Source organism: Bradyrhizobium zhengyangense, from assembly GCF_022012555.1.
In the GTDB taxonomy this organism is placed as follows: domain Bacteria; phylum Pseudomonadota; class Alphaproteobacteria; order Rhizobiales; family Xanthobacteraceae; genus Bradyrhizobium; species Bradyrhizobium zhengyangense.
Genome location: NZ_JAKLTZ010000016.1, coordinates 1 through 21624, shown reverse-complemented (window position 1 = coordinate 21624; position 21624 = coordinate 1). Strand labels below are relative to the sequence as shown.

Sequence of the window (21624 nt, the reverse complement as noted above, 5' to 3'; positions counted from 1 at the left end):
GCAATGACGAGGCGAGAGCGGAGGTCTATTTCCTTCCCAACAGTTCCTTCGCACGCTGGCCAAACATGATCTTGCGTGATTCCTCGTCGAACGGCTCTTTCACGAATTTTCCGATCGCGAGCCCCGCCTGCACCTGCGGCCGGGCGCGGACCTCGGCGTACCAGCGCTTCACGTTCGGATAGTCGTCGAGCGTAAAACCCTGCGCCTTGTGGGTCATGGTCCAGGGGAAGCAGGCGATGTCGGCGATGGAATAGTCACCGGCGACATAGGCGCCAGTCTTGGCGAGCTGGCGGTCGAGCACGCCATAGAGCCGCGCGGCTTCGTCGCGATAGCGCTCGATCGCATAAGGAATTTTCTCCGCCGCATAGAGCGCGAAATGGCCGTGCTGACCGAGCATTGGACCGAGCCCAGCCATCTGCCACATCACCCACTGGATGGTGGTGGAGCGGCCGCGCAGGTCGCTGGGCAGAAAGCGGCCGGTCTTCTCCGCCAGATAAATCAGGATCGCGCCGGTCTCGAACACCGAAAACGGGCCGCCGCCATCGGCCGGCTCGTGATCGACGATCGCGGGAATGCGGTTGTTGGGCGAGATCGCCAGGAATTCAGGGTTGAACTGCTCGCCGGCGCGGATGTTGACGGGCTTCACTCGATAGGGAAGCCCGAGCTCCTCCAGCATGATCGAGATTTTCCAGCCGTTCGGCGTCGGCGCGTAATGGAGGTCGATCATGACTGTCCTCTGGCTTTCCCTTGGGCCTTCCCTGTCATCACCGCCGGAATAGAGGGCGACTTTTGTTGTTCTGTACCTTGACGTTAGGACATGGCAGGAAGGGGCGCAACACAACCTGCCGGGAGGGCCGCCATGCTGTTTCCAACCACGATCGCCGGCTCCTTGCCGAAGCCGGAATGGCTCGCCGAGCCCAATATGCTCTGGGCGCCCTGGAAGTCTGAAGGCGACGAGCTGCTCCGTGCCAAGCGCGACGCGACACTGATCTGGCTCAAAATCCAGGAGGACGCCGGCATCGACATCGTCACCGAGGGCGAGCAGGCCCGGCAGCACTTCGTGCACGGCTTTCTCGAGAAGATCGAAGGCATCGACTTCGCCCACAAGGTCGAGATGGGCATCCGCAAGGATCGCTACAAGGCGATGGTGCCGCAGGTCGTCGCCCCGCTCCGGCTCAAGGACCGTGTCCATGCCTTCGAGGCGCGCGTAGCGCGCACGCACACGAAAAAGAAGCTGAAATTCACCCTGCCCGGCCCGATGACGATCATCGACACCATTGCGGACCGTTACTATGGCGACCGCGTCAAGATGGCCTTCGCCTTCGCCGAGCTGCTGAACGAGGAAGCCAAGGCGCTGCAAGCCGACGGCGTCGATCTCGTGCAGTTCGACGAGCCCGCCTTCAACGTCTACATGGACGAGGTCAACGACTGGGGCATCAAGGCGCTGGAGCGCGCCGCGCAAGGTCTCACCTGCACCACCGCCGTGCACATCTGCTACGGCTACGGCATCAAGGCCAACACTGACTGGAAGGAGACGCTCGGCACGCAATGGCGGCAGTACGAGCAGATCTTCCCGGCGATCGATGCCAGCCCGATCCAGCAGGTCGCGATCGAGTGCCGCAATTCCAAGGTCCCGCTCGATCTGCTCGCGCTGTTAAAGAACAAGATCGTGCAGGCCGGCGTCATCGACGTCGCCAGCGACACGGTCGAGACCGCCGAGGACGTCGTGCAGGTGATCGACGCAGTCTCGAAATTCGTGCCCAAGAGCAACATCATCGCCACCACCAATTGCGGCATGGCGCCGATGCGGCGCGAGATCGCCGAAGCCAAGCTGATGGCGCTCGGTGCCGGCGCCGCGCTGGCGCGCGAAAAGCTGGGGTGATGGCAAGGATTCGGCGCTAGGGCTGCGCTGAGGGGTGCAGCACCGGCCGATAGCCGGCGTTCAGCGTGCGGAGTGTCGAGGGCGGCGTGAGCAGCGTTGCCTCGCCTGGGAGCTGCTCCGCCGCGGCATATCCCGCCGGCGACCACAGCAGCGCCCTGCCCTGCGTCACTAAGAAGCTTGCCTCGCCGTGCTGAACCATCGCGCCGTCGGGCAATTGGTCGAGCGGCACCAGAAGCGCGTGCAGTCGCTTCTTGCCGTGATCGAGCCGCTCCTGGTGCAGCACCGTGTCGATGTCGTGCATGCGGACATCGTGCACGCGATTGCCCTTCTCCCACGCGGCGCGGAAGCGATTGGCATCGTCTCGTCGGCAATAGAAGCAAGGGCGATGCCCGGCGGCGAGCGCGGTGGCTTCATCGAGGAAGAACAACTCGGTCCAGCTTCGCTGCGCCATCACCTCGCGGTGGCGGCCGCGGAATTCGCAGGTACAGGTGAGCCAGGCCGGCGACGACCAGCGCTTCCTCAGCAGCGTCTTGGTCGCGGGATCGTGGATGATGCCGCGATTGCCGGTGAACATCCCGCGATGTGGCGTTGCGATGATCTCGCCAGTCGGCGTGACGCGGTTTTGCAGGGGCATGGTGGCTCTTCTCCTTTTCCCCGCTCGCGAGGCCGCGACGAGCTTTCGCTCGCTGAGAAGGTCGGGATGAGAGGGAGCCTCCGCAAGGTCGGTGAGAATTGGACTCGCGGAGAGTCCCCCTCACCCGCGCCTTCGGCGCGACCTCTCCCCGCAAGCGGGGCGAGGTGAAGAAAGGTCACGCAGCGCCGTCGCGCAGCGGCGGGTGGTAGGAGAGCGCGGTATCCCAGGGGAAGAAGATCCAGGTGTCCTGCGAGACTTCCGTGATGAAGGTGTCGACCAGCGGACGCCCCTTCGGCTTGGCGTAAACAGTGGCGAAATGCGCATCCGGCAGCATCTCGCGCACCAGCTTGCCGGTCTTGCCGGTGTCGACGAGGTCGTCGACGATCAACAGCCCCTTGCCGGTGCCGCCACCAAGTTTCATCGCCTGTTCTGAAATACCCTTGAGGACCTGGAGATCGCCCTGCTTGTCGTGGTCGTAGCTGGCGATGCAGACCGTGTCGATCACGCGCACGCCCAGCTCGCGCGCCACGATCGCAGCCGGCACCAAACCGCCGCGGGTAATCGCGATCACCGCGTGGAACGGCCCGACCTCGTTGAGCCGCCAGGTCAGTGCCCGGCAATCCCGGTGGAACTGGTCCCACGACACCGGAAAGGGCCTGCCTGCCCGTTCCTGCGCGCTCAGTTCCGGTGCTTCACCAGCCATCGTCGTCTCCTGCTTTCGCCTGCCGGCATTTGCTACCGGGTGATGTTCAATCCCGCCAGCATTTCCTTCACCGCAGCCATTGCGGCGGCCAGCTTATCTGCGTCGCGCGAACGCACCACCAGATTGGTGTTGGGCTTCGAGTCCTCGTCCATGAAGGGATAGCTGCCGATGATGGTGTCGGGATGAGCGGCGGCGATCGCCCTCAAGGGGCTGCCGATGTCGCCTTCCCGCGCATTGGCGCGGACCGATTCAGAGAGCATGCGGACGCCTGACTTCAGCTTGGGCGAGACGATGTCCATCATCGCCTGCATGATCGAGGGCACGCCGGCCATGACGATGACATTGCCGATCTTGAAGCCGGGCGCGAGGATGGTCGCGCTCTGGATCAGCTCGGCACCATCGGGGATGCGGGCCATACGCAGGCGGGCCTCGTTGAGGTCCTGCTCGCTCCAGCGCTCGCGGAAGCGGGCGACTACTTCGGGATGGTGGTCGATGCCGACCCCGAACGCCTTGGCGACGCTGTCGGCGGTGATGTCATCATGGGTCGGCCCGATGCCGCCGGTGGTGAAGACATAGGTGTAGCGTTGCCGCAGTGCATTCAACGCGGCGACGATGTCGTCCTCGTCGTCGGAGACGACCCGGACTTCCTTCAGGTCGATGCCGATATTGGTCAGGTACTCGGCGATGAAGCCAATGTTCTTGTCCTTGGTCCGGCCGGACAGGATTTCATCCCCGATGACCAAAATGCCCGCCGTGACGATCTCGCTCATACCTTAAGTCCCTCACTGTCCCGCCGAATTTGCCGGGGTAACGCGTTGAAGTCACGCGCTTTTGCTGCCGAAATAAGCAGTCCTCAGCCATTTTTTCAGGCAGGCCGCCAGCCATGTCAGGCAAATGCCCTCTCACCATGCTTATCCCGCTGGCCCGCCCCTTGCTACCACATGAAAGTCATGCACTCTTGCCGCATGGCCACAGGACGTTGCGGTCTGCGCTAGGACCTCTTCGGCCTGACCATTGGCGCAACGCCTTGGGGAGACAAGTCGGGATCTATGGCAGTCGCGTTTGATGAAATGAATATTCCGGGTGGGGACCTTCGCCCCGCCTATCAGGAGCTGGCACGCTGGCTCAAGGAGACGCCTCCCGAGGCGCTTGAATATCGCCGCCAGGAGGCCGAACTCCTGTTCCGCCGCATCGGCATTACCTTCGCGGTCTATGGCGATTCCGAATCCACCGAGCGGCTGATCCCCTTCGACGTCATCCCGCGGATCATGTCCGGCAAGGAATGGACGGTGCTGGAAAAGGGGCTGAAGCAGCGCGTCAAGGCGCTGAACATGTTCCTGCGCGACATCTATCACGGCCGCGACATCCTCCGCGCCGAGATCGTGCCCGAGGATCTGATCTTCCAGAACCCGGTTTTTCGCCCTGAGATGAACGGCCAGCAGGTGCCGCACGACGTTTATGTGCACATCGCCGGAATCGATATCATCAGGGTCGATGCCGAAGACTTCATCGTGCTGGAGGACAATGCGCGCACGCCGTCCGGCGTGTCCTACATGCTGGAAAACCGCGAGATCATGATGCGGCTGTTTCCGGATCTGTTCGCCCGCCACAAGGTGGCGCCGGTCGAACGCTATCCGGACGAGCTGCTCTCGGCGCTCCGCTCGGTCGCGCCGCATGGCGCCTCGGGCGAGCCGACCGTCGCCCTGCTCACGCCTGGCGTCTACAACTCGGCCTATTACGAGCACTCCTTCCTGGCCGACAAGCTCGGCATCGAGCTCGTCGAAGGCCGCGACCTCATCGTCAAGAACAACGAAGTGTTCATGCGGACGACAGAGGGAGTGAAACGGGTCGACGTGATCTATCGCCGCGTCGACGACGACTTCCTTGATCCGCTGACCTTCCGGCCCGACTCGGCGCTGGGCGTGCCCGGACTGATGTCGGCCTACGCCGCCGGCAACATCACGCTCGCCAACGCAGTCGGTACCGGCATCGCCGACGACAAGGCGATTTACTCCTACATGCCGGCGATCGTGAAATTCTATCTCGGCGAGGAGCCGATCCTGAAGAACGTGCAGACCTGGCGCTGCCGCGAGCCGAAGGATCTGGCTTACGTGCTCGACCATCTCGGTGAGCTCGTCGTGAAGGAAGTGCACGGCTCCGGCGGCTACGGCATGCTGATCGGCCCTGCCGCGACGAAGGCGACGATCGAAGCCTTCCGCGAAAAGCTCAAGCGCGAGCCGGAAGGCTTTATCGCCCAGCCGACGCTGGCGCTCTCGACCTGCCCGACCTGTACGGCGTCAGGCCTTGCCCCGCGCCATGTCGATCTTCGCCCGTTCGTGCTGACCGGCAGCAAGAACACGACGATCGTGCCGGGCGGTCTGACGCGCGTGGCGCTGAAGGAAGGCTCGCTCGTGGTGAATTCGAGCCAGGGCGGCGGCACCAAAGACACCTGGATTCTGGACGAGTAGAGAGATGCTGTCGCGCACCGCCGAAAACCTCTACTGGCTCGCCCGCTACGTCGAACGGGCCGAATATCTCGCACGCACCATCGATGCGACCCTGCGCGTCACCGCGCTTCCCGCCGCCTATATCGGCAAGACCAACGAATGGGACTCCGCGCTGCTCACCGCCGGCGTCGCGGAGAGCTTCTATCAGACCCACGAGGAAGCCAACGAGCACAACGTGGTCGACTACCTTTCGTTCTCGGCCGACAACCCGTCCTCGATCCGGAACTGCATCGAAGCGGCGCGGCTGAACTCGCGCTCGGTGCGCACCGCGCTGACGAGCGAAATGTGGGACACCATCAACTCGGCCTGGATCGAGTTGCAGGAGGTCTGGAGCAAGGGCACCTCGACGCGCGAGGACCTGGCAAAGTTCCTGCGCTTCGTGCAGGAGACCTCGCTGCGCTTCGACGGCTCGGCCTACCGGACCATGCTGCGCAACGACGCCTATTGGTTCTCCCGCCTCGGCCTGCATCTTGAGCGCGCCGACAACACCGCGCGCATTCTCGACGTGAAGTATCACGTGCTGCTGCCCGAGGAGGAGCATGTCGGCGGCCCGCTCGACTTCTACCAGTGGAGCTCGATCCTGCGTTCGGTCTCGGCGCTGACGGCCTATCACTGGGTCTATCGCGAAACGCTGAAGCCTTGGCTGGTGGCGGATCTGCTCATCCTCAACGGCACGCTGCCGCGCTCGCTGGCGAGCTGCTACGACAATCTCGTGCGCAATCTCGACCAGATCGGTGTGGCCTATGGCCGGCAAGGCCCGGCCCAGCGCCACGCCCGCGGCATCCGCAACCGGCTGGAACACAGCAACATGAACGACATTTTCCAGCATGGGGTGCATGAATTCATTCAGGAATTCATCGCCGACAATTCCAGGCTGGGCGAAATCATCACGAAGCAGTATTTGATCTGATCCACGCAGTCATTCCGGGACACCCGGACTGACGGAATCAAAACACCATGCGCCTGCGAATCCAGCACACCACGACCTATCGCTACGAGCCGGCGGCGACGAGCGTGATCCAGATCCTGCGCATGACGCCGTGCAGCCATGACGGGCAGTATGTGGCGGAGTGGCAGATCGACGTCTCCACCGACACCAAGCTCGACATGCACGAGGACGCGTTCGGCAACGTCACCCATGTGCTGTCCTGCGGCCCCGTCAGCGACATCAAGATCACGGCCGAAGGCCTGATCGAGACGCACGATACCGGCGGCGTGCTGCGCGGCGCAGACGAGCGCTTTCCCGCCGACATGTTCCTGCGCACCACGGACCTCACGACCGTCAATCCGGCGATGGCGGCGGTCGCGCGCCAGCTGCGCAGCGAGGCCGAGAGCGACACGCTCGGTTTCCTGCACGCGCTGATGAGCGAGATCAGCGATCACATGACCTTTGACGAGGACCCGACCAACAGCGGCACCTCGGCCGCCGACGCGTTCACGCTGAAGCGCGGCGTGTGCCAGGACTATGCGCATATCTTCATCGCCTGCGCCCGCACCGGCGGCGTGCCGGCGCGCTTCGTCTCCGGCCATTTCCTGCGCTCCGACGGCACGGTGCATCAGGACGCCGGCCACGCCTGGGCGGAAGCCTATGTGCCTGACCTCGGTTGGGTCGGCTTCGATCCCGCCAACAGCATCTGCACCACAGATGCCCATGTCCGCGTCGCGATCGGGCTCGACTATCTCGGCGCAGCCCCCGTGCGCGGCACCCGCTATGGCGGCGGCGCGGAGACGCTGACCGTCGCGGTCAAGGTCGAGCAGGCCGGCCGCGGCGGGCAGTCGCAATCGCAGTCGCAGCGGCAGAGCTAGACGCCAACGGCCAGTCTCATCAGGCGTGCTATGATCGCGGGATCAAATGGCCCTGCGAGGACCCCATGGCGACAGTCAAACTGCTTTCGGATGACGAGCTCTCACTCGAGGCGCGCGCCGTTTTCGACGACATCCGCAAGGTGCGGAAGTCGGACTTCGTCAACAATTTCTGGCGCGCGCTGGCGCATGATCCGAAGACGCTGCGGCGGACCTGGGAGAGCCTGAAGGAGGTGATGGCGCCGGGCGCGCTCGATCCCAAGGTCAAGGAGATGCTCTATGTCGCTGTGTCGATCGCGCATGGCTGCAGCTACTGCATCCATTCGCACACGGCCGCCGCGCGGGCCAAGGGCATGACTGAGGCCGAATATGGCGAGCTGCTCGCCATCGTCGGCATGGCCTCCGAGACCAACCGGCTGGTCACCGCGCTGGGCGTTCCCGTCGACCAGGCGTTCCTCGTCGACGCCGCGGACTGAGATCGCCGACCTCCCCCTGGGAATCGGGGGTTGGAGCGGGCGGCGAAATTGGCTAGTAATTTCGCGCAAACGCGTTCGGGGACTGGAAATGACCTATTGTTGCGGAATCCTGGTTCGGGACGGTCTGGTGATGATCGCCGATACCCGCACCAATGCCGGCCTCGACAATGTCTCGACCTTCCGCAAGCTGCACATCTTCTCCAAGCCCGGCGACCGCATCATGGCGATCGCCAGCGCCGGCAATCTCGCCATCAGCCAGTCGGTGCTGTCCACCTTGACCGAAGGCCTCGAGGACCCCAACACGGGCGAGATCGAGACGCTGATGAACGCGCCGACCATGTTCCAGGCGGCCCAGCGCATCGGCCGGGCGATCCGGGCGGTGCATGCGACCGAGGGACCGGCGCTGAAATCCGAGGACGTCTCCTTCGACGTCTCGTTCCTGTTCGGCGGCCAGATCAAGGGCGCGCGCATGCGCCTGTTCATGGTCTACACCGCCGGCAATTTCATCGAGTGCACCACCGACACGCCTTACTTGCAGATCGGCGAGCACAAATACGGCAAGCCGGTGCTCGACCGCGCCATGCATTACGACGTCGAGCTTTACGAGGCGCTGAAGACCGGCCTGATCTCGATGGACTCGACGATGCGCTCGAATCTCGGCGTCGGCCTTCCGATCGACGTGCTGGTGGTGCGCTCGGACGCTTACGATGCGGACCTGAACCACCGCATCGAGGCCGGCGAGCCTTATTTCCACGACCTTCGCTCGCGCTGGTCGGCGGCACTGCGCGCGGCGCATCAGAACATTCCGCGGCCGCCCTACAAGAACGAAAAAGAACCCAAAACCTGACAACTCAAAGAAAAGGCAGGAAACGATGAGTGAAGCAAAAAAGATCGCCCTGGTGACGGGCGCCGGCACCGGTGTCGGACGCGCGGCTGCACTGGCGCTGATGAACACCGGCTTCACCGTGGTGCTCGCAGGCCGCCGCATGGAGATGCTCGAGGAGACCGCCAAGCTCTGCCCCGCGGGAAAGAGCCTCTGCGTCACCGCCGACATGACCAAGCCGGAGTCCATCGCCGCGCTGTTCGACAAGGTGAAGGCGACCTACGGCCGCCTCGACGTGCTCTTCAACAATGCCGGCATGGGTGCGCCCGCCGTCAATTTCGAGGACCTCAGCCTCGAGCAGTGGCAGGCGGTGGTGAACACCAACCTCACCGGCCCGTTCCTGTGCACCCAGCACGCCTTCCGCATCATGAAGGACCAGAGCCCGCGCGGCGGCCGCATCATCAACAACGGCTCGATCTCGGCGCATGCGCCGCGGCCGTTCTCGGCGGCCTACACCTCGACCAAGCACGCCATCACGGGCCTCACCAAGGCCAGCAACCTCGACGGCCGCATGTATGACATCGCGGTCGGCCAGGTCGACATCGGCAATGCCGCAACCCCGATGACCGATCGCATGGTCAACGGCCCCGGCGTGCTGCAGCCCGACGGCACCACCAAGCACGAGCCGCGCATGGACGCGAAGGCGGTCGGCGATGCCGTGGCCTACATGGCCGGCCTGCCGCTCGACGCCAACGTCCTGACCATGACGGTCATGGCGACCAAGATGCCGTTCGTGGGCCGTGGCTGAACGAAAACGCGAAAACAACCCCATGCACAGTAGAGGCATGGGGTTGCCATCTAGCCAGCGTTGCTTCGGATCGCTCGGCCGACCTGCTGCAAGGCCTCGAAGGCTGCGAACCGCCTGGCGTTCCAACTGGCCAGGGCCCCGTGCGGTGGATGGATTTCTCCTAGGGCCGACATCGCCTCCATCGCCTCTCTGACATCGGTGTGGTCGCCGGAAGCGACCGATCCGAGCATCGCGGAGCCGAGCAACACCGGCTCCGGAGATGCCGAGGCAGCAACCGTGAGGCCGGTCGTATCGGCGAGCACCTGCCGCACCAGGCGGCTCTGAGCCGCTCCACCGCTGACGACGATCGTATCGATGGCGATACCTTTGTCCTGCTGGGTGCGCACGATCTGGCGCGCGCCGTGGCCGAGGCCGCACAGGCCAGCAAGATAGAGGGCGAGCAAGCTCTCCAGGTCGGAGCGCATATCCAGTCCAGCGATCAGCGCACGCGCATCGGGATCCGCGAAAGGCGCGCGGTTGCCGAGAAACTCTGGCACGACATGAAGCTCGCCCACCAGGTCGCGAACCATCTCCGCACCGCCGCGCGCGTCCACCTGCGCGGCCAGCCAATCCGCGAGCGTCCGTTGGTGCTGACGCGCCGTCTGTGTCGCCTGTGCAGAATACGGATGCATCTGGATGAGATGGTCAATGGCTGCACCGGCGACCGACTGTCCACCCTCATTGAGCCACAGCCCCGGAACCATGGCGGAGAAATAAGGTCCCCAAACACCGGGAACGAAGACCGGATTCTCGGTGGTTGACATGGTGCAGGCCGACGTTCCGAACACATAGGCCATGCGGGTGAGCGCCGTACCCGCAGTTCCGCGCGCGCCGACCGTGCCGACACCGCCCGCATGCGCGTCGATAAGACCTGCCGCAACTGATGTGCCCGACTTCAGGCCAAGGTCGGTCGCTGCCTCTGCCGTCAGGCCGGCGGCCAGCCGTGTGCCGCCGGGCACGATCTCGGTACCGATGCGGCGAAACTGCTCGTCGGCCAGCGTGCCGAGACCGACCGAGCGAAAGAAATCGGCATCCCAGCGATCTTCGTGGCCCAGATAGGTCCACTTGCACGTGACGGTGCAGGTGGAGCGGGCAAGGCTCCCGGTTGCACGCCAGGTGAGGAAATCAGTGAGGTCCATGAACTGCCAGGCGTCCGCAAAGCTGCGCGGCATGTTTTCGGCAAGCCACAACAGTTTCGGCGTCTCCATCTCGGGTGAGATCGTTCCCCCGACATAGTCGAGAACTTTCGCGCCGGCGCGATTGATGCGGCGCGCCTGATCGACCGCACGATGATCCATCCACACGATGATATTGCGGGCGGAATCGCCGGACGGGCCGACGGCAAGCGGCGCGCCGCCACTGCCCAACACCACCAGCGAGCAGGTCGCGTCAAATCCGATGCCGGCAATGCTGTCGGGCGCGATGTCGGCCTTTTCGACCGCGCCGCGCACGCTGAGGCATACGGCGCGCCAGACGTCCTCGCTCGACTGCTCGACAATATCGCCGGCCTCCCGCCACAGCATGATGTCGGCCTTATCGGAGGAGACAAGCCTGCCGGAGCGATCGAAGACCCCTGCTCTCGCACTGCCCGTGCCGACGTCGATGGCCAGAAAATGACGAGTCATCGCGGAGTCCCTCACATGAAGCGACATACAGAGCGCAGACGCGGTAGCTTAGAGATCGTTGCTCTGCGGCAGGATCACGAGGTCGCGGATCGTGACATTTCTCGGACGGGTCAACATGAACATTACGGCCTGCGCAACTTCCGTCGGCTGGATTAGGCCACCGGCTGCCATTTCCTGCTCGAGCTTCTCCTTCGGCCAGTCGCTGATGAGTGCGGTCACGACCGGGCCGGGCGCCACCGCGCCGACGCGCAGGCCGTATTTGGCGACCTGCCGACGCACGGTATGGACAAAAGCCTGCACGGCGTGTTTTGAGGCGGTGTAGATCGGCTCCCAGACGACAGGGACGAGACCGGCGATCGAACTGGTGACGATGATGTCACCGCTCTTGCGCTCGACCATGTGGGGCAACACCGCGTGGATGGAGCGAAACATCGCATTGACGTTGAGGTTCAGCATGCGGTCCCAGGCGTCGGGGTCGCCGCCAAGCACCTCGCCGCCGACATAGGTGCCGGCATTGGCATGAAAGATGTCGAGCCGGCCCGCCCTCTCGAGCACCTGCGGCATCATGCCGGCCATGTCAGCAGCATCGGTCAGGTCGATACGCAGCGGAATCGCGTTATCGCCAAGCTCGGAACAGACACTATTCAGCGCCTCCTCCGCCCGGTCGACCAGCACCACGCGCGCGCCTGCTGCGATCATTGCCCTGGCGCACTCGAGACCGATGCCCGACGCAGCACCGGTAATGGCGGCAACCTTTCCTGCAAGTTCCTGGCCCACGGTCGGTCCTCTTGTTGGAGTTTGTTAGGCTCGGCCATGGGAGACACGCGAGCGTCGTGCCAGCGAGTCGACGATAACCGCAACGGCAAGCACGGCGCCGGTGATCATGTACCGAAGCGACGAAGAGAGATCGAGCAGCGTGAGGCCGCTGGCGATCGACTGGATGACGATGATACCGAGCAGCGCGGAATAAGCGCTGCCGCGGCCGCCAAACAGGCTGGTGCCGCCGATGACCGCTGCAGCGATGGCGTTGAGGTTCACATCTCCCGTACCGGCCTGCTGGCTGGAAGAGGCCAGCCGCGCGGCGCCAAGGATACCGCCGGCGGCTGCCAGCGTGGAGCATAGCATGAAGGCGGTCATATGGATCTGGCGAACGTTGATGCCGGCACGACGGGCGGCCTCGCGATTGCCTCCGACCGCGCTCATTGAGCGGCCCCATTTGGTCCGCTTCAGTGCGTAGTTCATGACCACGCACAAGCCGACGAACAGGCCGAACATCCACGGAACGCCGCGCGCGAGATTGAGATAGTAGACAATGAATTCGAGCACGACGATAACGAGCGCAGCCTTCAGCAGAAGGCGACTGAGCGTACTTGCAGACAGCCCTGCCGCTCGCCTGCGCGCAGCCATGCGGTAACCAGTCGCGAACACGACCACGCCGGCAAGTGCCGCGAGCGTGTAGGATACGATCGGCGGCATGACCAGCATCTGTCCGAAATTGACCAGCGGCGATCCGTAAGGGAGATTGATCGAGCCGGACGAGCCGAGCAGATAGAGTTGCAGGCCGAGCCACGCCAGCAGGCCTGATAGAGTCGAGACGAAGCTCGGCATGCCCAGGCGGTTGAACAGGAACGCATAGAGTGCGCCGATCGAGGCGCCCAGCACCAGCGCCGTGACGACTGCCACCGCGACGGGCCAATCCTGATTGACCCAGAGCACGCCGATCAGCGCGGAGGAGAACCCGCTCACCGAACCGACCGAAAGGTCAATCTCGCCGACCATCAGGACACAAACGATGCCGAGCGAGATGACGCCGACGGTCGAGCAATCGAACAGCAGATTGACCAGATTGTCAGGCGCCAGGAAAACCGGATTGAGGCTCTGGAATGCGGTGCAGATGATCAGCAGGCCGACAACTACCGGCAGGGAGCCGAGGTCGCCCGACCGGACCCGGTCGACGAAGGCGCCGATCGTGCCACTGAGAGTATCCGCGTGTGCGACGCGCTCGTCGCGACGGTCGAGCAACCGCGCGGTCGAAACCCGTTGCGTATCGTCGGTCATATCAGCGCCTCCCGCGATTGCTGCATGCCGCGTCGGCTGGCGCGTCGGGAGACCGAATTCTCGTCGGCACCCGTGATGGCCGTGACGAGATCCTGGTTGGAAACATCGGGTCCGAATTCGCCGTTGTTGCGGCCGAGGCGCAGCACCACGATGCGGTCGGCGACGGCCCGGACGTCCTCCATGTTGTGACTGATCACGATGACGCCGAGGCCGCGGGCGCGCACGCGCTCGATCAGATCGAGTACCTCCGCGGTCTGGGCGACGCCGAGCGCCGCGGTCGGCTCGTCGAGCAGAATGAGCTTGGGTTCTGTCAGCAGTGAACGCGCGATTGCCACGGTCTGGCGCTGCCCGCCCGACAGTGACGCAACGGGTTCGCGCACGCTCGGAATGCGGGCCGACAATTCGTTGAGCAATGTCCAGGCCCGGATCTCCATGGACACTTCATCGAGCCTGACGGGATTGAGTTCGCGGCCAAGGAAGATATTGGCAACGACATCGAGGTTCTCGCAGAGCGCCAGGTCCTGGAAGACCGTGGCGATGCCAAGGCCTAGTGCCGTGGCCGGATCGGACAGCACGACATGTTCGCCATCGAAGTCGATCGTCCCCGAAGTGGGCTGGTGCACGCCGGCCAGAATCTTCACCAGCGTGGACTTTCCGGCACCGTTGTCACCGACAAGCGCCACGACCTCGCCGGCATGGACGTCGAGATCGACATCGGCAAGGGCGGACACGGCGCCGAAATTCTTGGAAATGCCGCGAAGCTTCAAGACCAGTTTGCCTGGGCCCTCCTGCGGGTGATCGACATCCGAGTTCGTGGACATGTCCGCGTCCGCCTTCCCTTGGTTCATCCCGGCCGCATTGCGCGGCCGGGATGCAGCTTCGCTTACTGCGTGATGCCGAGCTTCTTGCATCCGGCGGCATATCGTCCGGTGCAAAGCTGATCGGCGGTCTGGATCTTCTTGTCGATGATCTCCGCCTTCAAATTCTGTTCGGTCACCACAGCCGGAATGAACAGCTTCGAGGGCGTATTATAGAGCGTGGTTTCCGCCTTGGGCGTGCCGCCCGAGAGGAACTCCACCGCGGCCTGCGCCGCGGCGGCTGCAACGATCTCGCTGGGCTTGGAGATCGTATTGTACTGATCACCGGCGATGATGAGCTGAAGCGCGGCAATCGTCGCATCATTGCCTGTCACCGCAGGCACCGGATCGACACCGGCAGCCTTGAGAGCGGCAATTGCGCCACCGCCCGTACCGTCATTGGCAGCGACGACGCCAAGGATCTTCTTGCCGAAGCGGGTGACCTGGCCGCTCGCCCATTGCTGCGCCTTGGGCGGTGCCCAGTCCGGCGTGTCGTATTCGGCGAGGATCGGATAGCCGCTTTTGTCGAGGCCCGCGTGGATGCCCTTCTTGATAAGTCCCGCGGCGGCATCGGTCGGCGATCCATTGATCTGGAGCACCCCTTCGCCTTCCTTCGGCGTGATCTTGGCGTCCTTCAGATGCTTGACCAGCGATTCCGAAATGGCCTTGCCGATACCTTCGTTGTCGAAGGAAACGTAGAAGTCGGCCTTGGCGTCGGGGATCGGACGGTCATAGGCGATCACCTTGATACCCTGGGACTGTGCCATTTTCACCAGCGACGCGGCGGCAGCCGAGTCGACCGGATCGAGCACAATCACCTTGGCACCCTGCGAGATCACCGAGTTGAATTGCTGTTGCTGGCGCGTGGCGTCCGCACTGGCATTCTGGTAGATGACCTTGCAACTGGCGCAGAGCTTCTTCATCTCGGCAGCAAAACCTGGATAGTCGTGCTGTTCGTAGCGGGTGGACGCCTGGTCGGGCATGAGGAAGGCGACGGTTGCGTCTTTCACCTCGGCGGCATGCGAGGACATGGCAGTCGCGCCGAGTAGCGACAGGGCGAGAGCGGCAGAGCGCGTAGTCTTGAGCGAGGGCTTTGTCATTCGGACTTCCCTTTCGGAAACTGGGTGTTAAAGTGCTGCTCGTTGAGGTCTGGAGACGCGTCATTCCTGCTTCCGCAGCCGGATGGCAAAGGCGGTCAGCGCCGATATCCTCCAAGGCCACGCGAAATCTCCGGACAGACGTTCTCCTTCGCGGGCTGCCATCGGCGCGCCCACGTCATACTTCCCGTAATCGTCCTCCTCCCTTGCTCCTCCCGGTTAGGCGGCGCGTGCCGCGTTGATGTTGTCCGCCAGCAATCGCCTGAAACGCGAGGGCGGCATGCCCTTCTCGGCCAGAAACTGACGATTGAAATTGGAGAGATTGTTGAAGCCGACCTGGAAGCAGATGTCGGTAATCGACGCGTGTTCGTCACTCATCAGGATCTGGCAGGCGAGATTGATGCGGAGCCGCTTGACGTATTGCACCAGCGACATCCCCGTGTGCCGGCGGAACGAACGCGAAAACCCGCTTTGCGACTGGCCGGCGATTGCAGCGAGATCTGCTTCGCCGAACGGCTGCGTCAGGTTCTCGCGAATGAAGGCGAGCGCCTTGTTCATTCCCGCCGACATGTAGCCGGACGGGTCGGGCAAATAGTTTGGGCTGGAGAGCGGCAGTGCGCCCCGGGCGCGACAGAGCGTCCCCAGGATCATCATGAACAGCTCGATCCGGCGCACACCCGTCGCCGCCACGATCTCCTCCATCAGCGGGGCAAGCTCCTTGCTCGTTCTGCTGGCAAAGAGGACGCCGCGTCGGGAGGATTCCAGCAGCGCGCCGAGACCCGACAATTCCGGCATCAGCCTCATCGTGTCGCCGATGAATTCTTCGCTGAACTGGATGATGCGTCCGCGCAGCGGGATGGTCATTTCCGGCGGCAGATCGCTGACCCAATTATGCGGCAGGTTGGGTCCGGTGAGCACGAGATTGCCCGGCTCAAATTGGCCGATGAAATCGCCGACAAAGTAGCGACCGGCCGTCGCCACGACCTGATGAATCTCGTATTCCGGATGGAAATGCCACCTGACCGTGTGGAAGGGATACCCGTGCGACCAAGCCTTGAAGGACTCGCCGCGCCGTATCTGGACGACTTCCAGATCTGGTTCCATATCCATTCCCTCCTGGGCCGGCCCGGTTTATGAACGTCTGGGCTCGTACCCGATGGCTGAATTTTGCTCAGCTCTATCTATTGTTCGAAACCGTATCGGGTGGGAGCCGCTGCCGCCACCACGATTCAGACGCCCAACCGATACTCTTTTGACATTCGTTCGGTGGGCGCTGCAATATCGGCTGCCTTCGGGCTCGGCCCGGCTCCTACTCCAAACTCTCCACGCGCCGCAGGCTCGGAAACAGCTTCATCCAGAGCAGCGCCACTGCGACGGTGCAGACGCCGCCGAGCACCGCCGCCGGCATGGCGCCGAATAGGGCTGCCGTCAGACCGCTCTCGAACTGGCCGAGCTGGTTTGAGGCGTTGATGAAGAGGAAGTTCACCGCCCCGACGCGGCCGCGCATCTCGTCGGGGGTGGCGAGCTGCACCAGCGAGAAGCGGATCACAACGCTGATTGTATCCGCGGCGCCGAGCACGGCGAGCGACAGCACCGACAGCCACATCCAGGACGACAGCGCGAACACGACCGTGGCGATGCCGAACACGATCACCGCCTGGAACATGCGCAGGCCCACATGCCTGGAGATGGCGTGACGCGCCAGCACCACGGTCATCAATAGCGCGCCGACCGCAGGGGCAGCCCGGAGCACGCCGAGCCCGACCGGGCCGGTCTGGAGAATGTCACGGGCATAGATCGGCAACAGCGCGGTGACACCGCCGAACAGCACGGCGAACAGGTCGAGCGAGATGGTGCCGAGGATCGCCGGATTGCTCCTGATAAAGCGGACGCCGGCAAAGATGTTGTCCTCGTCGGATCCCTCCTTGGCGACCGCCTGCGGCCGCGGCCGGATGAATCCGGTCAGGATCATCCCGAAAATCCAGAACAGCAGCATCATGGTGTAGGCGAGATGCGGCGCGATCGCATAGGCAAAGCCGCCGAGCGCAGGCCCGGTGATGGTCGCGACCTGAGCAGCCCCGCTCGCGATCGCCGTCGCGCGCTGGAGCGATCCCTGCGGCGCGATCAGCGGCAGCAGCGCCGCGGTGGTCGGGCTCTCGAAGGCTCCGGCAATGCCGAGCACGAAGGTCGCAACGAAAATCTGCACTTCGCTGACTGCGCCGAGATAGGTGATCAATGCGAGATAGAGCGCGGTGGCGGCTTCCACGAGCTGACAGAGCTGGACCACGCGCTTGCGCTCGAAACGGTCGGCGGCGTGGCCCGCGACGAACACCAAGAGCGCGGTAGGCGCGAATTGCACCAGCCCGACCATGCCGAGGTCGAAGGCCGAGCCAGTGAGGTCGTAGATCTGCCAGCCGATGGCGACCGCCGCGATCTGGCTGGAAAAGCGCGACAGGTTGCGGGAGAGCAGGAAGAACAGGAAGGCGGGTTGGCGAAGAAGCTCACCGGCGGTGACCGGCGGACTGACGGATCCTGGCTGCTCTGGCATCGCCTCTTCGGTCACGCGCGGATGATCGGCCCTTGATATCGACGCGCCGGGGTGGCCGACCCGGGCCTGGATGTCAACAGCCGGGCCGCCCGCAACATTCCCGGCATTGCGTTTGCAACGCAGGCGCGGCCATAATGATTGGGGGTTTGGGGACATCATGCTGCGGCTGCAATCGACACTCGGCGTTTTCGCATTGCTGCTGATCGCCTTCGCGCTCGCGGAGAATCGCCGTGCGGTCTCGTTGCGCCAGGCACTGATCGGCCTTGTCGTGACCTTCGTCACCGCGATCGTGCTGCTGAAGGTGCCGTTCGTGGCCCATGCCTTCGGCGCCATCAACGACGCGGTCGGCGCCATCTCCGCGGCCTCGCGCGCCGGCTCCTCCTTCGTGTTCGGCTATGTCGGCGGCGGCGCCCTGCCGTTCGAGCTGAAGGTGCCGGGCGCCGATTTCATTCTGGCGTTCCAGGCGCTGCCGATCGTGCTGGTGATGAGCGTGCTGACGACGCTGCTGTTCTATTGGCGCGTGCTGCCGCCAATCGTGCGCGGCATGGCCTGGCTGCTGGAGCGCACGCTGGGCGTCGGCGGCGCAGTCGGGCTCTCGACCGCCGCCAACATCTTTCTCGGCATGGTCGAGGCACCCCTGTTCGTGCGGCCGTATCTGGCGCAGATGTCGCGAAGCGAATTGTTTCTGGTGATGACCGGCGGCATGGCGGGCATCGCCGGCACGGTGCTGGTGCTTTATGCGACGCTGCTTGCTCCCCTCATTCCTGATGCGGCCGCGCATTTCGTCATCGCTTCCGTGCTGGGCGCGCCGGCCGCGATCCTGGTCAGCCTGATCATGATCCCCGAAACCTCCGACAAGCGCACCGGCGGCGCTCTTGAGGATCCGGAGATGGCGGTCTCCGGCACCATGGACGCGATCGTGAAAGGCACCAGTGCCGGCATCGAGCTGTTGATCAACATCGTCGCGATGCTGCTGGTGCTGGTGGCGCTGGTCTATCTCGCCAATGCAGTGCTCGGCCTGTTGCCTGCCGTCGGCGGCGCCGCGATCTCGCTGCAGCGGGTGCTGGGGTTGATCATGGCGCCGATATGCTGGCTGATGGGACTGCCCTGGGACCAGGCGATCGCCGCCGGCAGCCTGATGGGCACCAAGACCGTGCTCAACGAGCTCGTCGCCTATGTCGACTTCGCGAAGCTGCCGCCCGACACGCTCGATCCGCGCTCGCGCCTGATCATGCTCTACGCGATGTGCGGCTTCGCCAATTTCGCCAGCCTCGGCATCATGATCGGCGGCCTCGGCGTGATGGCGCCGGAGCGTCGCGACGAGATCAACGCGCTGGGGCTGAAGTCGATCGTATCGGGGACGCTGACAACGTGTCTGATGGGCGCGATCGTGGGGGTGTTGACGTAGGTCTCTCCACGCAGTCATTCCGGGGCGCGACGAAGCCGCGAGCCCGGAATCCATTCATCCACCGACTCCGTCGCCCAATGGATTCCGGGCTCGCGCTACGCGCGCCCCGGAATGACATCAAGCCTTCAACTCCACCGTCCTGAACTCCGCCGGCAAGATCACCTCCAGCAGTTCGACGTCGTCAGAATAATCCAGAATCATGTGCTTGATCTTCGGCGGCTGGGTCCAGGCGCTGCCCTCCAGCATCAGTGTCTCGCCTTGCCCATCCATGTAGGTCTTCACCCAGCCCTTGAGCACGTAGACCATCTGAAAGTCGACGTCGTGGAAGTGCAGCTTCGACACTTCCGCCGGATCGCAAGGGCCCTGCAGGCGGATGACGTGGGCTTGCGCGAGGCCCTGGCTGGCAGCGGCGATGCCGAGGTCGCGGTATTTGGCATAGGCACGCAGGCCGTCGGCTTTGAAGTCCTCCTCACGGTGGTGGCTGATGGCGATGCGCTGCTTCGGGCGCGCGGGTTTCTTTGCCGAGGTCTTGGCAGGCGCTGCGCGGGCTTTGGATTTCACCGTCTTGCGCGCTGATGATCGCGCAACGGACTTGGCCGCGCTCCGCTTCTTCACCGCGGTTTGGACTGCGCTGCGCGACTTTGCTTTCGATTTTGATTTCTTGGCCATGGGCCGGCCTCCCGTGTTGTTATGGCGGAGGCTACCACAGAACGAGATATCGTAGGGTGGGCAAAGCGCAGCGTGCCCACCTATCGTGTGCGATCGGAGAGATATGGTGGGCACGGCGCGCGAAGAGCGCGCCTTTGCCCACCTTACGAGACCGGTGTTCTCGTCAATTCAACCGGAACACGCCGTCCACGGCGCGGAGCTCGGCCGGCTTGATCAGCTTGGAGTGCGCCACGGTCACCGAATACAGCGGGCCGTCGAGCTTCTCCGTCCAGAACGCCAGGAAATCCTTGAGCGCGGGGAATTTCGGAAACATGTCGTAGTTCTGCCAGACGTAAGTCTGAAGCAGCGAGGGATGATCCGGCATCCGATAGAGAATTTCCGCCGTCGTCAGCCCGTAACCCAGCATCTGTTTCCGGAAATCCTCGGAAACGCCCCCAACGCGCAGTCCCATGCCAAACCTCCTTTGCAGGAGCGCATACAGGGGGTGGCTTGATCCGTGCCCCGGGGAGCCACCCGGAAACGATGCGCTCACATGAGAGAAATGTGACGCAAACTGACAATCCATCTCAAGCCCAAAAGTTTAACAAGCTGTTGAAATTCAATGCGTTAGCAGCAGAGACGCCCCCGTGCTAATACGGTCCCCAAGGGGGGTGCCAAGAAGCCCTGCGAAATCGGTTAACGACGGGAGAGGGATTCTGGCACTTGGTCCTTCTGAGTGCCGATTTTTCTGCTAGAAGCCCTTGTCCCCGCAAAATTCCTGTCCTATTTGAGCTATGTCCGCATTGGCACTCGCGGACATCGATTGCTAACACCCTCAAAACATCAATCTGAGCAAATGCTTAGGAGAGCTGCATGAAATTCCGTCCGCTTCACGACCGCGTCGTGGTCAAGCGCATCGACGCAGAAGAGAAGACCGCCGGCGGCATCATCATCCCCGACACTGCCAAGGAAAAGCCTTCCCAGGGTGAAGTCGTCGCCGTTGGCCCGGGTGGCCGCGACGAAGCCGGCAAGCTGGTTCCGATCGACCTCAAGGTCGGCGACCGCGTGCTGTTCGGCAAGTGGTCCGGCACCGAGGTCAAGATCGACGGCGTCGATCTGCTAATCATGAAGGAAAGCGACATCATGGGCGTTCTCGACGTCCCCGCTTCCAAGAAGAAGGCGGCCTAACAGCCCTTCTCTCCCTCCAGTCAAACACTATCCAAGGAAAATTCCAGATGGCAGCCAAAGAAGTCAAATTCTCGGTTGAAGCGCGCGACAAGATGCTGCGCGGCGTCGACATCCTCGCCAATGCGGTGAAGGTCACGCTCGGTCCGAAGGGCCGCAACGTCGTGCTCGACAAGTCGTTCGGCGCTCCCCGCATCACCAAGGACGGCGTCACCGTCGCCAAGGAGATCGAGCTCGAGGACAAGTTCGAGAACATGGGCGCGCAGATGGTGCGCGAAGTCGCCTCCAAGTCCGCTGACGCGGCCGGCGACGGCACCACCACCGCGACGGTGCTCGCGGCCGCGATCGTGAAGGAAGGCGCCAAGTCGGTCGCCGCCGGCATGAACCCGATGGACCTCAAGCGCGGTATCGATCTCGCGGTCGAAGCCGTGGTGGCGGACCTCGTCAAGAACTCCAAGAAGGTCACCTCGAACGACGAGATCGCCCAGGTCGGCACCATCTCGGCCAATGGCGACGCGGAGAT

General features: G+C 63.6%; 23 protein-coding genes. 10 read left to right on the top strand and 13 right to left on the bottom strand.

Annotated elements, in window-relative coordinates; genetic code table 11:
• Positions 1–25 precede the first annotated feature (25 nt).
• Positions 26–727, bottom strand: a complete 702-nt coding sequence (locus L6639_RS35250) for a glutathione S-transferase N-terminal domain-containing protein (RefSeq protein WP_237866212.1) — start codon at positions 725–727, stop codon at positions 26–28.
• 132 nt (positions 728–859) lie between these two features.
• On the opposite strand from L6639_RS35250, the gene L6639_RS35245 reads away from it, so the two are divergent.
• Positions 860–1882, top strand: coding sequence for a methionine synthase (locus L6639_RS35245; protein ID WP_237866211.1), 1023 nt, complete (start codon positions 860–862; stop codon positions 1880–1882).
• Positions 1883–1898: 16 nt separating this feature from the next.
• Here the strand turns inward: L6639_RS35245 and L6639_RS35240 are convergent, their stop codons facing one another.
• The 3 genes from L6639_RS35240 to L6639_RS35230 form a co-directional block, all read right to left on the bottom strand.
• Complete coding sequence (locus L6639_RS35240) at positions 1899–2516, bottom strand: hypothetical protein (RefSeq protein WP_237866210.1); 618 nt, start codon at positions 2514–2516, stop codon at positions 1899–1901.
• A 175-nt stretch (positions 2517–2691) separates the two neighbouring features.
• Positions 2692–3219 (bottom strand): xanthine phosphoribosyltransferase, encoded by a 528-nt coding sequence (gene gpt / locus L6639_RS35235; protein ID WP_057740910.1) that lies wholly within the window; start codon positions 3217–3219, stop codon positions 2692–2694.
• Positions 3220–3251: 32 nt separating this feature from the next.
• A complete protein-coding gene (locus L6639_RS35230) occupies positions 3252–3989 on the bottom strand; it encodes a competence/damage-inducible protein A (RefSeq protein WP_237866209.1) in 738 nt (245 codons plus the stop codon).
• A 279-nt stretch (positions 3990–4268) separates the two neighbouring features.
• On the opposite strand from L6639_RS35230, the gene L6639_RS35225 reads away from it, so the two are divergent.
• From L6639_RS35225 to L6639_RS35200, 6 genes are all read left to right on the top strand, one after another.
• Positions 4269–5687 carry a circularly permuted type 2 ATP-grasp protein gene (locus tag L6639_RS35225; protein ID WP_237866208.1) on the top strand — a complete coding sequence of 473 codons (1419 nt, stop codon included), beginning with the start codon at positions 4269–4271 and terminating at the stop codon, positions 5685–5687.
• Positions 5688–5691: 4 nt separating this feature from the next.
• A complete protein-coding gene (locus L6639_RS35220) occupies positions 5692–6636 on the top strand; it encodes an alpha-E domain-containing protein (RefSeq protein ID WP_128951022.1) in 945 nt (314 codons plus the stop codon).
• A 47-nt stretch (positions 6637–6683) separates the two neighbouring features.
• A complete protein-coding gene (locus tag L6639_RS35215) occupies positions 6684–7532 on the top strand; it encodes a transglutaminase family protein (RefSeq protein ID WP_237866207.1) in 849 nt (282 codons plus the stop codon).
• 65 nt (positions 7533–7597) lie between these two features.
• Positions 7598–8005, top strand: coding sequence for a carboxymuconolactone decarboxylase family protein (locus L6639_RS35210; protein ID WP_237866206.1), 408 nt, complete (start codon positions 7598–7600; stop codon positions 8003–8005).
• Between the two features lie 88 nt (positions 8006–8093).
• Positions 8094–8852, top strand: a complete 759-nt coding sequence (locus tag L6639_RS35205) for a proteasome-type protease (protein ID WP_237866205.1) — start codon at positions 8094–8096, stop codon at positions 8850–8852.
• Positions 8853–8877: 25 nt separating this feature from the next.
• Entirely contained in the window at positions 8878–9636 is a 759-nt protein-coding gene (locus L6639_RS35200; RefSeq protein WP_237866204.1) for an SDR family oxidoreductase, read from the top strand.
• Between the two features lie 50 nt (positions 9637–9686).
• Here L6639_RS35200 and L6639_RS35195 read toward each other — a convergent pair whose 3' ends face one another.
• The 7 genes from L6639_RS35195 to L6639_RS35165 form a co-directional block, all read right to left on the bottom strand.
• Entirely contained in the window at positions 9687–11300 is a 1614-nt protein-coding gene (locus L6639_RS35195; RefSeq protein ID WP_237866203.1) for an FGGY-family carbohydrate kinase, read from the bottom strand.
• A gap of 48 nt (positions 11301–11348) precedes the next feature.
• Complete coding sequence (locus L6639_RS35190; protein ID WP_237866202.1) at positions 11349–12077, bottom strand: SDR family oxidoreductase; 729 nt, start codon at positions 12075–12077, stop codon at positions 11349–11351.
• Positions 12078–12101: 24 nt separating this feature from the next.
• Complete coding sequence (locus tag L6639_RS35185) at positions 12102–13358, bottom strand: sugar ABC transporter permease (RefSeq protein WP_237866201.1); 1257 nt, start codon at positions 13356–13358, stop codon at positions 12102–12104.
• Positions 13355–14179, bottom strand: a complete 825-nt coding sequence (locus L6639_RS35180; protein ID WP_237866200.1) for an ATP-binding cassette domain-containing protein — start codon at positions 14177–14179, stop codon at positions 13355–13357. Before L6639_RS35180 ends, L6639_RS35185 begins: the two co-directional genes overlap by 4 nt.
• Positions 14180–14241: 62 nt before the next feature.
• Complete coding sequence (locus L6639_RS35175) at positions 14242–15315, bottom strand: ABC transporter substrate-binding protein (protein WP_237866199.1); 1074 nt, start codon at positions 15313–15315, stop codon at positions 14242–14244.
• 216 nt (positions 15316–15531) lie between these two features.
• Entirely contained in the window at positions 15532–16416 is an 885-nt protein-coding gene (locus L6639_RS35170) for a helix-turn-helix domain-containing protein (RefSeq protein WP_237866198.1), read from the bottom strand.
• Between the two features lie 205 nt (positions 16417–16621).
• On the bottom strand, positions 16622–17860 hold the full coding sequence (locus L6639_RS35165; RefSeq protein ID WP_237866197.1) for an MFS transporter: 1239 nt from the start codon (positions 17858–17860) through the stop codon (positions 16622–16624).
• Positions 17861–18017: 157 nt separating this feature from the next.
• Here L6639_RS35165 and L6639_RS35160 point away from each other — a divergent pair, with 157 nt between their 5' ends.
• Positions 18018–19268, top strand: a complete 1251-nt coding sequence (locus L6639_RS35160) for a NupC/NupG family nucleoside CNT transporter (protein WP_237866196.1) — start codon at positions 18018–18020, stop codon at positions 19266–19268.
• Between the two features lie 117 nt (positions 19269–19385).
• On the opposite strand, the gene L6639_RS35155 is transcribed toward L6639_RS35160, so the two are convergent.
• Positions 19386–19937, bottom strand: a complete 552-nt coding sequence (locus L6639_RS35155; RefSeq protein ID WP_237866195.1) for a cupin domain-containing protein — start codon at positions 19935–19937, stop codon at positions 19386–19388.
• A 163-nt stretch (positions 19938–20100) separates the two neighbouring features.
• On the bottom strand, positions 20101–20388 hold the full coding sequence (locus tag L6639_RS35150; protein ID WP_237866194.1) for an usg protein: 288 nt from the start codon (positions 20386–20388) through the stop codon (positions 20101–20103).
• A gap of 401 nt (positions 20389–20789) precedes the next feature.
• Between L6639_RS35150 and L6639_RS35145 the strand changes: the two genes are divergently transcribed.
• Positions 20790–21104 (top strand): co-chaperone GroES, encoded by a 315-nt coding sequence (locus L6639_RS35145; RefSeq protein WP_130369321.1) that lies wholly within the window; start codon positions 20790–20792, stop codon positions 21102–21104.
• Between the two features lie 47 nt (positions 21105–21151).
• On the top strand, positions 21152–21624 hold a 473-nt coding region (locus L6639_RS35140; protein WP_276576262.1), incomplete at its 3' end, for a TCP-1/cpn60 chaperonin family protein.

Coding starts and splice junctions, on each gene's coding strand:
- L6639_RS35250 (WP_237866212.1), bottom strand. CDS start 727: ATGATCGACCTCCATTACGCGCCGACGCCGAACGGCTGGAAAATCTCG.
- L6639_RS35245 (WP_237866211.1), top strand. CDS start 860: ATGCTGTTTCCAACCACGATCGCCGGCTCCTTGCCGAAGCCGGAATGG.
- L6639_RS35240 (WP_237866210.1), bottom strand. CDS start 2,516: ATGCCCCTGCAAAACCGCGTCACGCCGACTGGCGAGATCATCGCAACG.
- gpt (WP_057740910.1), bottom strand. CDS start 3,219: ATGGCTGGTGAAGCACCGGAACTGAGCGCGCAGGAACGGGCAGGCAGG.
- L6639_RS35230 (WP_237866209.1), bottom strand. CDS start 3,989: ATGAGCGAGATCGTCACGGCGGGCATTTTGGTCATCGGGGATGAAATC.
- L6639_RS35225 (WP_237866208.1), top strand. CDS start 4,269: ATGGCAGTCGCGTTTGATGAAATGAATATTCCGGGTGGGGACCTTCGC.
- L6639_RS35220 (WP_128951022.1), top strand. CDS start 5,692: ATGCTGTCGCGCACCGCCGAAAACCTCTACTGGCTCGCCCGCTACGTC.
- L6639_RS35215 (WP_237866207.1), top strand. CDS start 6,684: ATGCGCCTGCGAATCCAGCACACCACGACCTATCGCTACGAGCCGGCG.
- L6639_RS35210 (WP_237866206.1), top strand. CDS start 7,598: ATGGCGACAGTCAAACTGCTTTCGGATGACGAGCTCTCACTCGAGGCG.
- L6639_RS35205 (WP_237866205.1), top strand. CDS start 8,094: ATGACCTATTGTTGCGGAATCCTGGTTCGGGACGGTCTGGTGATGATC.
- L6639_RS35200 (WP_237866204.1), top strand. CDS start 8,878: ATGAGTGAAGCAAAAAAGATCGCCCTGGTGACGGGCGCCGGCACCGGT.
- L6639_RS35195 (WP_237866203.1), bottom strand. CDS start 11,300: ATGACTCGTCATTTTCTGGCCATCGACGTCGGCACGGGCAGTGCGAGA.
- L6639_RS35185 (WP_237866201.1), bottom strand. CDS start 13,358: ATGACCGACGATACGCAACGGGTTTCGACCGCGCGGTTGCTCGACCGT.
- L6639_RS35180 (WP_237866200.1), bottom strand. CDS start 14,179: ATGTCCACGAACTCGGATGTCGATCACCCGCAGGAGGGCCCAGGCAAA.
- L6639_RS35175 (WP_237866199.1), bottom strand. CDS start 15,315: ATGACAAAGCCCTCGCTCAAGACTACGCGCTCTGCCGCTCTCGCCCTG.
- L6639_RS35170 (WP_237866198.1), bottom strand. CDS start 16,416: ATGGAACCAGATCTGGAAGTCGTCCAGATACGGCGCGGCGAGTCCTTC.
- L6639_RS35165 (WP_237866197.1), bottom strand. CDS start 17,860: ATGCCAGAGCAGCCAGGATCCGTCAGTCCGCCGGTCACCGCCGGTGAG.
- L6639_RS35160 (WP_237866196.1), top strand. CDS start 18,018: ATGCTGCGGCTGCAATCGACACTCGGCGTTTTCGCATTGCTGCTGATC.
- L6639_RS35155 (WP_237866195.1), bottom strand. CDS start 19,937: ATGGCCAAGAAATCAAAATCGAAAGCAAAGTCGCGCAGCGCAGTCCAA.
- L6639_RS35150 (WP_237866194.1), bottom strand. CDS start 20,388: ATGGGACTGCGCGTTGGGGGCGTTTCCGAGGATTTCCGGAAACAGATG.
- L6639_RS35145 (WP_130369321.1), top strand. CDS start 20,790: ATGAAATTCCGTCCGCTTCACGACCGCGTCGTGGTCAAGCGCATCGAC.